The following is a 9,131-nucleotide window of genomic DNA, read 5'->3' on the forward strand; positions in this document are numbered from 1 at the left end:
AATAAATTAGTATAATGTTAACTCTATGAAAATACCACCTCTTATAATTGGCGATTTAACAATTCCTGTTCCGATAGTACAGGGAGCTATGGGAGTAAGAGTTTCTAAAGCCTTGCTTGCTTCAGCAGTAGCAAGAGAAGGAGGCGTTGGCACTATAGCCAGCGTATGCATTGGCCCTATAGAAAACTGCAAAAAATCAGAGTTTGCCCAACTAAACAAAAAAGCATTAAAAGATGAAATTATAAAAGCGAAAAAACTCTCGAATGGCGGTGTTATAGCCGTCAATATAATGGTAGCCTTAACCGATTATGTAACATTAGTCGAAGGCGCGGTTGAAGGCGGCGCTGACATCATTGTTTCAGGAGCAGGGCTCCCCCTCATGCTTCCCGCTCTTACAAAAGGCACAAATGTTAAACTTGTTCCTATCGTTTCTTCCGGCAGAGCCGCAAAAATACTCTGTGAAAAATGGCAAAGAAGTTATTCCAGGCTGCCTGACGCTTTCGTGGTTGAAGGCATACTAGCTGGAGGCCATTTAGGTTTTTCTTTTGAGCAGCTTGAACACCAGGAAAATTTCCCGCTGGAAAAAATACTTGTTGAAGTTGTTGAAACTGTAAACGAAATAGGCAAAAAATACAATAAACATATACCTGTTATACCGGGTGGCGGAATTTTTGACGGCAAGGATATTGCCAGGATGTTAAAACTTGGGGCAAGCGGCGTGCAAATGGCTACAAGGTTTGTCTGTACCGAAGAATGTGATGCTGCTCAGGAGTTTAAACAGGCTTATATAGATGCAAAAGAGGAAGATATAACCATAATCCACAGCCCGGTGCAAATGCCGGGCAGGGTAATAAGAAATGAATTCGTAAAAAATGTTGTTTTAGGCAACAAGATCAGATTTGAATGCCCTTACCGCTGTTTAAAAACCTGCACGCCTATGGAAGTGCCCTATTGCATTGCAAAAGTTTTAATTAACGCGGCAAACGGAAACCTGAAGGAAGGTTTTGTTTTTGTCGGCCATAATGCATACAAATGCACCGAAATCACTACGGTAAAAAAATTAATGGAAAACCTGGTGAATGAAACCAATCAATATCTTTAAATCCAATTGAAATTAACCCTCAAAGAAATATCAAAACTTTTAAATGGTTCACTAACCGGCGATGAAAATGTGATAATAACAGGTGCCGGCGATATTGAATCTGCCGGGCCGGGCCAGATTGCTTTTATAAAAGACAAAACCTACCTCGAAAAAGCCAAAATATCAAAAGCATCGGCTATTATAGTACCCAAAGATTTGTCAGGCCTGAATAATAACACTATTCATACAGAAAACCCATACCTTGCTTTCGCGAAAGTTCTTGAAATAATTTACTCCGAAAAGGAAAATCATTTCAAAGGCATACATAAAACCGCAATAATCGGCAGCGATGTCAAACTAGGGCATAATGTATCGGTTGGTGCATACAGCGTAATCAGCGATAATGCCGTTATAGGCGATAATACTGTTATCTGTTCAAATGTCTACATTGGCGACAGAACGATAATTGGAAAAGCAGGATATTTTTATCCTAATGCAACAATAAGAGAAGACTGTGAAATAGGAAATAACGTTATTATACACAGCGGCACTGTAATAGGAAGCGACGGGTTCGGTTATGTTCCTGTAAAAGAAAAATATTACAAAATTCCGCAAATCGGCAAAGTGATTCTGGAAGATGATGTTGAAATTGGCTCAAATTCCTCAATTGACAGGGCAACAATCGATAAGACTGTAATAGGCAGAGGCACAAAAATTGATAATCAGGTCCATGTTGCACACAATGTAATTGTAGGCGAGAATTCAATTTTACTGGCCCATGTTACAATTGCCGGAAGTACAATATTGGGCAAGCATGTGATTTTTTCCGGGCAATCTGGAGCTATAGATAACCTTAAGGTAGGCGATAATGTTGTTGCCGCCTCCAGGGCGGCTATTTTACAGGATGTACCGGCAAATTCCGTTGTCTGGGGCAACCCGGCAGCTCCTATTCTGGAAGAAAAAAGAAGAATTATCGCTTTAAAAGCTTTGCCGGAACTTATTAGGGAAGTCAAAACTTTAAAAAAGAAAATTGAAGAATCGGGAAAAAACAAATGAGCTACAGAACCGGATTTGGTTATGATATTCATAAACTTGTAAAAGGCAGGAAGTTGTTTATCGGAGGAGTACAAATACCCTATAAACTCGGATTGCTGGGCCATTCCGACGCAGATGTACTGCTTCACTCAATAAGCGACGCAATTCTTGGTGCTGCCTGTTTAGACGACATCGGAATTCATTTTCCCAATACTGATAAAAAATACAAAGATATATCCAGCCTGCTGATATTAAAAAAATCTTACGAACTCATGAAATCCAGAGGCTACGAAGTTGAAAACATTGACTGCACAATCATTGCCCAGGAACCGAAAATAATGCCCTACCGGAAAGAGATGATTAAAAACATTTCTAAAATCCTTAATACATCCAGCATAAATATCAAAGCCACTACCAGCGAAGGTATCGGCCCGATCGGCAAAAAAGAAGGAATAGCCTGCTATAGCGTTGCCTTGCTTTCCAAACAATGAACCCTATCCGTTTCCATAACACTCTTTCATCAGAAATTGAAGAATTTATACCAATTGACGGTAAGAACGTAAAAATGTATGTCTGCGGCATAACGCCTTATGACAAATGCCACTTGGGGCATGGAAGGTGCTATGTTGTTTTTGATATTATAAGAAGGTACCTTGAATATTATGGATACAATGTCGAATATATCCAAAACTTCACTGATATCGATGATAAAATTATTAACAAGTCAAAAGAACAGAATTTGGGCTTTAAAGAAATTTCAGAAAAATATACAAATGATTTTTTTGAAAACTGTAAAAAACTCAACATCAAATCCGCCAATAAATACCCGAGGGTAACAGAACATATTCCTGAGATCATCGCCACGATAAAATTATTGATTGAAAAAGAATTCGCTTATGCTGTTGACGGCGATGTTTATTTTGCGGTAAATAAATTTAAAGACTATGGCAAGCTTTCCAAAAGAAACACTCAAGACCTTCTTGTGGGCGCGAGGATAGCCCCAGGCGAAAAAAAGAAAAACCCTCTTGATTTCGCTCTATGGAAAAGTTCCAAACCTGATGAACCCTCCTGGGACAGCCCCTGGGGCAAAGGCAGGCCGGGCTGGCACATTGAATGCTCTTCTATGTCCTTACATGAAATCGGCAGGGAAACGCTAGATATTCACGGCGGGGGCCAGGATTTGATTTTCCCCCATCACGAAAATGAAATTGCCCAATCTGAAGCTGCCACAGGCAAGCCCTTCTCTAAATACTGGCTGCATAACGGATTCGTAACTATAAACAAAGAAAAAATGTCAAAATCACTGGGCAACTTTTTTGCATTACAGGATATATTCCAAAAATATGACCCCATGGTCGTCAGGCTTTTTCTAATTTCGCAGCATTATAAGGCTCCGCTCGATTTTTCCGATCAAAAACTTGACCAGGCAAAAAACAATTGGGAGCGCATATACAGGTCAAAAGAACTTGCCGGAAACCTTTTACAAACAGCCAGGGAAGGTGCTTTATCTGTTTTATATAAAAACCTGGCAGACGAATTTATAACTAATTTCAAAGAAAGCATGAATAATGACTTTAACACTTCTGAAGCGATGGCTGCCTTGCACGGCCTGGTGAATCAACTATATTCCTATGAAAAGGATAAATCCAACGAACTGACCAAATCAGCGATTGAATACACATTAAAGAAACTTGAAGAACTTGCAGGTGTACTGGGTTTGGTTTTCCCGCAAAAACAAAGTGTTAATGAAAAAGCAATGACGATGGCTTTTGAGCGCGAAACAGCCAGGAAAAACAAGGATTACGTTAAGGCAGATGAATTAAGAAAGAAGATAGACAACATGGGATACATCGTTGAAGACACCTCAAAAGGGCCGCGGTTAAAACATAAAATCAGCGGATAAATAAAATGATAATCTATGGACGGAACCCTGTATTGGAAGCCTTAAAAACACGCCCCAGAGAAATAAACAAAATACTTTTATCGAAAAATGCTTCAGGTGAAAATGTAAAAAAGATACAGGAATTAGCCAAAACTGCCGGCATACCTTATACTTTCATCGACATCCAGAAGTTGGATAAGCTGTCGAACTACAAAAACCACCAGGGCATAGCAGCTATGGCCCTTGCAAAGGAATATATGCCCCTGGAAGAACTTATTGAACAGGCCAAAAAATCAGACAACCCTTCTTTATGCCTTCTCGACGACGTAACAGACCCTCAGAACCTGGGGACAATCTTGCGCAATGCCTGTTTTTTTGGTATCATGGGCATCGTAATTCCAAAACGGAATTCCGCAGGGCTTACGGAGACAGTTGAAAAAGTTTCATCCGGGGCTCTAGAATACGTTCCTGTAGCGCAGGTTAGCAATATTGCTTATACGATAGATAAATTAAAAGAAGAAGGTTTTTGGATAGTCGGGGCTGACACTAACGACGGAAAAAATATAAGGGAAACTGAAATCCTTAAACCCGCCGCATTTGTGCTGGGCAGCGAAGGCTCTGGGCTTGGCAAACTCATTAAGCAGAAATGCGATTTGCTTATAAAAATACCGCCTAATACTAATTCTTCAGGCAATGTTTCCTCATTGAATGTGGCATCAGCAAGCGCAATTATGTTTTACGAATTCAATAAGACCAATAAGATCGGAAAATAATACAATATAGTTCGGGAGGTGATTTTATATGACAAATAGTTCATCATCGGGATCTGCTACAAGCGGAAGAGGCATTCCCGGAGATACCAAAACGACTTACCTCGGTGACCTGCCAAAAAATTATGACGATACGAAAATTGTCCTTCTTCCAAGAGACCCTTTTTGGGCTTACGCTTATTGGGAAATCAGCGCCGATACGCGCTGCGAACTTAATAATAAATACGGCGCAACAGGGAAATTTGCTATCAGAGTTTATGACGTAACTGATATAAACTTTGACGGGAAGAATTCGCACAAAGCTTTTGATATTATCGTAGGTGAAGCTGCTGAAAATTGGTACATAAACATGCCGGATGTTAACCGCTCCTGGTGCGTCGACTTAGGCCTTATTTTGGCTGACGGCCGGTTTATTACTATAGCGCGCTCTAATGTTGTAAGTATGCCGCATCATGGAATATCGACCGTAATTGACGAACAATGGGCTATCCTGCATAAAGATTTCGAACGGCTTATTAAGCTTTCAGGAATCGAGAAGATAGGAAAGAGCTCCTTTGATATCACCAAACTCATGAGGGAAAGATGGGAACAGCTCATGTCTATCTCATCCGGACAGATGCCTTCGTCACATGTTTCCTCATTAAGAAAAGCCGGAGTTCCGGCAGAAAAAATAAAAAGTTTCTGGCTAAAAGCCGACACCGAATTGATAGTTTACGGAACAACTGAATCTGACGCAAAACTGACCATATCCGGCAAAGAAGTAAAACTTAATTCTGACGGGAGTTTTTCTGTCAGAATGCACCTGCCTGATTGCGAAATGAATATACCGATAAAAGCAGTATCAAAAGACACAACAATGTCAAAAGAGATAACCTTCGAAGTTAAACGTTCCAGTTTCACAGATGAAAATAAAAAAAGGAGTTGAACATCATGCCGCCAAAAAAAACATTAACAAAAAAAGCTGAAATTGTAGCAAAGGTTGTGTCTCAAAAACCAAAATATTATGTAGTAATTGATTGCCCGGTCCAGGGCGAAACCATCACTTCTCCTCACTATACGATGAGAATCGGAGCCCCTTTAAGCCTTTGTCATGAAAATAATTGGGTAGAAGTTGCCATAGACAACGGTAATTGGAACCCCTGCAGGTTAGCAGCAGGCTATTTCTGGTTTGATTGGTCAAATTATCCCGCTATGGAGCACAAGATAGTAGCAAGAATCCGTGACCAGCAGGGCAACACTGTACTAAAAAGCGAAGTAAGAAAATGCAAATCAACGTACTAAGGATACTATGAAACCTAAGGGATACTGGTGCTTAGTATTGCACGCCCACCTGCCATATGTACGCCATCCTGAATATGATGATTTTCTGGAAGAGGACTGGTTTTATGAAGGCGTAGTAGAAACGTACATACCGCTGTTATCTATTTTTGAAAAATTTATGGAAGAAGGCATAGATTTCAGGGTAACGATGTCTATTACCCCCCCTCTTGCCAATATGCTGTGCGACGAGCTTCTGCAAAAAAGATGCCTGCGCTATATTAATACCCTGTGCGACCTTGCTGAAAAAGAAACCTGGCGGACAAAATACCTGCCTGAATTTCATGAAACAGCAAAGATGTACGAGACAAAATTAAAAAACGCCAGGCGCCTGTATGAAAGGTATAATTATAATCTTATCACTGCATTTAAAAATTTGCAGGATGCAGGCAAACTTGAAATTGTTACCTGCTGCGCGACTCACGGCTTTTTACCGCTAAAGGTGCACGAAAAAGCTGTCAGGGCACAGGTAAGAATAGCAAGCGCGGATTACCAGGAAAAATTCGGCAGAATGCCCAGAGGAATGTGGCTTTCGGAATGCGCTTACACCCCCGGAATCGATCAGATATTAAAAGAAGAAAAAATATCATACTTTTTTCTTGAATCTCACGGTGTGCTTTACGGCACGCCCAGGCCGAAATACGGCGTGTTTGCGCCTGTTTACTGCCCGAGCGGTGTAGCCGCTTTTGCCCGCGATATGGAGACTGCTCATCAGGTATGGAGCGCTGAAATAGGTTACCCCGGAGACCCGGACTACAGAGAATTTTACAGAGATGTCGGCTATGACCTGGATTATGAGTACATCAAACCTCACCTGCATAGCGACGGGGTAAGAAGAAATGTAGGCTTGAAATATTTCCGCATCACCGGCAAAGTAGGATTAAATGAGAAGAAACCCTATAACCCGCAATGGGCTTTAAATAAAGCCGCTGACCATGCGGGAAATTTCATGTTCAACCGCGAGCATCAAATAAACCATTTAAATGAATATTTAAATAAAGAACCTTTAATTACTTCGATGTACGACGCTGAACTTTACGGCCATTGGTGGTATGAAGGCCCTGATTTTATAAATTATCTTTTCAGGAAAATATACTACGACCAGAAAACGTTTAAACCGATTACTCCTTCGGAATACCTTGAAAAATTTCCTAAAAATCAGGTTATTACTCCCGCCGCTTCTTCCTGGGGCGACAAAGGTTATTATGAAGTCTGGCTGAACGGCGCTAACGACTGGATCTACAGGCATTTGCATAAAATGGCTGAACGTATGATAGAATTAACAGCAACCAACAGGTACGAAAGCAATCCCCTGAGAGTCCGTGCATTAAACCAGGCCGCAAGAGAACTGCTTCTGGCGCAAAGCTCCGACTGGGCTTTTATAATGACAACAAAAACAATGGTAGAGTATGCGGAAAAACGCACCAAAGACCATGTGATAAGATTTAATATCCTCCATGACCAGCTTAAAAATAATACAATCGATGAAGGATTTTTAAGCGACATCGAATACAAAGATAATATTTTCCCAAATATAGATTACAAAGCATACTTATAAAAAAATGAGGTTAACAAGGCTTCATCAACAAAAACTTCTAATTCCTTAAAACTTTTTTAAAAATTTGGAGAGTTTTAAAAACCTTTTGGGTGTGATTTGTGCCACTGCCAGGCTGAATCAATTATTTTGCTGATATTTTCATACTGCGGTTTCCATCCAAGTTCTTTTTTAATTTTAACTGAACTGGCAATAAGCGTAGCCGGATCTCCGGCGCGCCGCGGAACAATTCTAAACTTTATTTTCTTTCCGGTAACTTCTTCTGAAACCTTAATAATCTGTTTTACCGATAAACCCTGGCCATGGCCCAGGTTATATTGAGTACTGACTGCGTCATTCTCTAATTTCTTAAAAGCTAAAATATGCGCCTGGGCCAGGTCTGTTACGTGAATATAATCACGCACGCAGGTCCCGTCCGGAGTTTTATAATCATCCCCAAAAACATCTATCTGTTCTCTCTGACCCAAAGCGGCCTGAAGAACAATCGGAATCAGATGAGTTTCAGGGTTATGGCTTTCTCCGATTTTTGCAGATTTATGCGCGCCCGCAGCGTTAAAATACCTCAGGCATACATATTTTATTCCAAAAGCGCGGTCATACCAGCGGAGCATTTTTTCAAATATTAGTTTTGATTCGCCGTAGGGATTCGTAGGAAGTTTTACATTGTTTTCTTCTATCGGGCTTTTATCGGGCTCGCCGAATATTGCGGCGGTAGATGAAAAAATAAATTTTTTTACGCCGTGCCTGTTCATCGCGTCAAGCAGGTTTAACCCGCCTACATCATTATTCCTGAAATATTTATCCGGCTGTGTCATAGACTCGCCGACAAGACTGTCAGCGGCAAAATGCATGACTACATCAATTTTGTATTTATTAAAAATTTCTTCCAATTTTGCGGGATCCAGCAGGCTTCCTTCTAAAAATTCACCACCAAGGATTGCTTCTCTGTGGCCTTTTGACAAATTATCAAGAACTACCGCTTTATAGCCGCTATCCAATAATTCTGCCACCAGGTGCGAACCAATATAACCTGCTCCGCCTGCAACTAAAATTTTCATTATATTCTTCCTAACTTTGTAAAATTTAATGCGGGGGTAGAAGGATTTGAACCCTCAAAACCGGTTTTGGAGACCAGCAGTTTGCCATTAGCTTATACCCCCTACCGATGAGGCTAACTAGATTTCGTTTCTTTATGCGGGGTGTGCTTTCTGCATTTTTTGCAGAATTTTTTTATGTCAACTTTATATTCTTTCTTTTTACCGCGTACATAATGGTAATTTTTGTTCTTACAAACGGTACAAACAAGTATCGAAATTATTCTCTCGCCCATTATCTATCTCCTATTCTATTATCTCCGTTACCACGCCTGCCCCTACTGTGTGGCCGCCTTCCCTGATTGCAAACCTCAACTGCTTCTCCATCGCTATCGGCGTCAATAACTCTACATCCATTATCACATTGTCCCCGGGCATTACCATCTCCACTCCCTGG

At 40.7% G+C, this 9,131-nt stretch carries 11 protein-coding genes and 1 tRNA gene; 8 read left to right on the forward strand and 4 right to left on the reverse strand.

Translation table 11 applies throughout. From position 1 onward, the window contains the following. Window positions 1-25 precede the first annotated feature (25 nt). Genes KKH91_02370 through KKH91_02405 form a run of 8 tightly spaced genes read left to right on the forward strand, consistent with a single transcriptional unit; the run spans window position 26 to window position 7,643 of the window. The gene (locus KKH91_02370; protein MBU0951663.1) at window positions 26-1,102 is read left to right on the forward strand and encodes a nitronate monooxygenase family protein; all 1,077 of its coding nucleotides are present in this window, start codon (window positions 26-28) and stop codon (window positions 1,100-1,102) included. 6 nt (window positions 1,103-1,108) lie between these two features. Continuing rightward, on the forward strand, window positions 1,109-2,137 hold the full coding sequence (lpxD, locus tag KKH91_02375) for a UDP-3-O-(3-hydroxymyristoyl)glucosamine N-acyltransferase (protein ID MBU0951664.1): 1,029 nt from the start codon (window positions 1,109-1,111) through the stop codon (window positions 2,135-2,137). Continuing rightward, window positions 2,134-2,607, forward strand: a complete 474-nt coding sequence (gene ispF / locus KKH91_02380) for a 2-C-methyl-D-erythritol 2,4-cyclodiphosphate synthase (GenBank protein MBU0951665.1) — start codon at window positions 2,134-2,136, stop codon at window positions 2,605-2,607. Before lpxD ends, ispF begins: the two co-directional genes overlap by 4 nt. 5 nt (window positions 2,608-2,612) lie before the next feature. Continuing rightward, complete coding sequence (gene cysS / locus KKH91_02385; GenBank protein MBU0951666.1) at window positions 2,613-4,019, forward strand: cysteine--tRNA ligase; 1,407 nt, start codon at window positions 2,613-2,615, stop codon at window positions 4,017-4,019. Continuing rightward, window positions 4,016-4,771, forward strand: coding sequence for a 23S rRNA (guanosine(2251)-2'-O)-methyltransferase RlmB (gene rlmB / locus KKH91_02390; protein ID MBU0951667.1), 756 nt, complete (start codon window positions 4,016-4,018; stop codon window positions 4,769-4,771). The genes cysS and rlmB overlap by 4 nt, the downstream gene beginning before the upstream one ends. Before the next feature lie 28 nt (window positions 4,772-4,799). Next, a complete protein-coding gene (locus KKH91_02395; protein ID MBU0951668.1) occupies window positions 4,800-5,693 on the forward strand; it encodes a DUF4912 domain-containing protein in 894 nt (297 codons plus the stop codon). 5 nt (window positions 5,694-5,698) lie between these two features. Then, window positions 5,699-6,049: a hypothetical protein gene (locus tag KKH91_02400; protein MBU0951669.1), complete on the forward strand. Its 351-nt coding sequence runs from the start codon at window positions 5,699-5,701 to the stop codon at window positions 6,047-6,049. Window positions 6,050-6,056: 7 nt separating this feature from the next. Next, a complete protein-coding gene (locus KKH91_02405; GenBank protein MBU0951670.1) occupies window positions 6,057-7,643 on the forward strand; it encodes a DUF1957 domain-containing protein in 1,587 nt (528 codons plus the stop codon). 74 nt (window positions 7,644-7,717) lie between these two features. On the opposite strand, the gene galE is transcribed toward KKH91_02405, so the two are convergent. From galE to tuf, 4 genes are all read right to left on the reverse strand, one after another. Further along, window positions 7,718-8,698 carry a UDP-glucose 4-epimerase GalE gene (gene galE, locus KKH91_02410; protein ID MBU0951671.1) on the reverse strand — a complete coding sequence of 327 codons (981 nt, stop codon included), beginning with the start codon at window positions 8,696-8,698 and terminating at the stop codon, window positions 7,718-7,720. 31 nt (window positions 8,699-8,729) lie between these two features. Then, window positions 8,730-8,800: transfer RNA gene (locus KKH91_02415), tRNA-Trp, on the reverse strand. Between the two features lie 11 nt (window positions 8,801-8,811). Next, window positions 8,812-8,970, reverse strand: a complete 159-nt coding sequence (gene rpmG, locus KKH91_02420) for a 50S ribosomal protein L33 (protein MBU0951672.1) — start codon at window positions 8,968-8,970, stop codon at window positions 8,812-8,814. A gap of 10 nt (window positions 8,971-8,980) precedes the next feature. Beyond that, a partial coding sequence (gene tuf / locus KKH91_02425; GenBank protein MBU0951673.1) for an elongation factor Tu occupies window positions 8,981-9,131 on the reverse strand: 151 nt, incomplete at its 5' end.

Source organism: Elusimicrobiota bacterium (assembly GCA_018816525.1).
GTDB lineage: Bacteria > Elusimicrobiota > Endomicrobiia > CG1-02-37-114 > XYA2-FULL-39-19 > OXYB2-FULL-48-7.

What these genes read in the sequence shown, in the direction of transcription:
- KKH91_02370 (MBU0951663.1), top strand. Translation starts at nt 26, where the DNA reads ATGAAAATACCACCTCTTATAATTGGCGATTTAACAATTCCTGTTCCG.
- ispF (MBU0951665.1), top strand. Translation starts at nt 2,134, where the DNA reads ATGAGCTACAGAACCGGATTTGGTTATGATATTCATAAACTTGTAAAA.
- KKH91_02395 (MBU0951668.1), top strand. Translation starts at nt 4,800, where the DNA reads ATGACAAATAGTTCATCATCGGGATCTGCTACAAGCGGAAGAGGCATT.
- KKH91_02400 (MBU0951669.1), top strand. Translation starts at nt 5,699, where the DNA reads ATGCCGCCAAAAAAAACATTAACAAAAAAAGCTGAAATTGTAGCAAAG.
- KKH91_02405 (MBU0951670.1), top strand. Translation starts at nt 6,057, where the DNA reads ATGAAACCTAAGGGATACTGGTGCTTAGTATTGCACGCCCACCTGCCA.
- galE (MBU0951671.1), bottom strand. Translation starts at nt 8,698, where the DNA reads ATGAAAATTTTAGTTGCAGGCGGAGCAGGTTATATTGGTTCGCACCTG.
- rpmG (MBU0951672.1), bottom strand. Translation starts at nt 8,970, where the DNA reads ATGGGCGAGAGAATAATTTCGATACTTGTTTGTACCGTTTGTAAGAAC.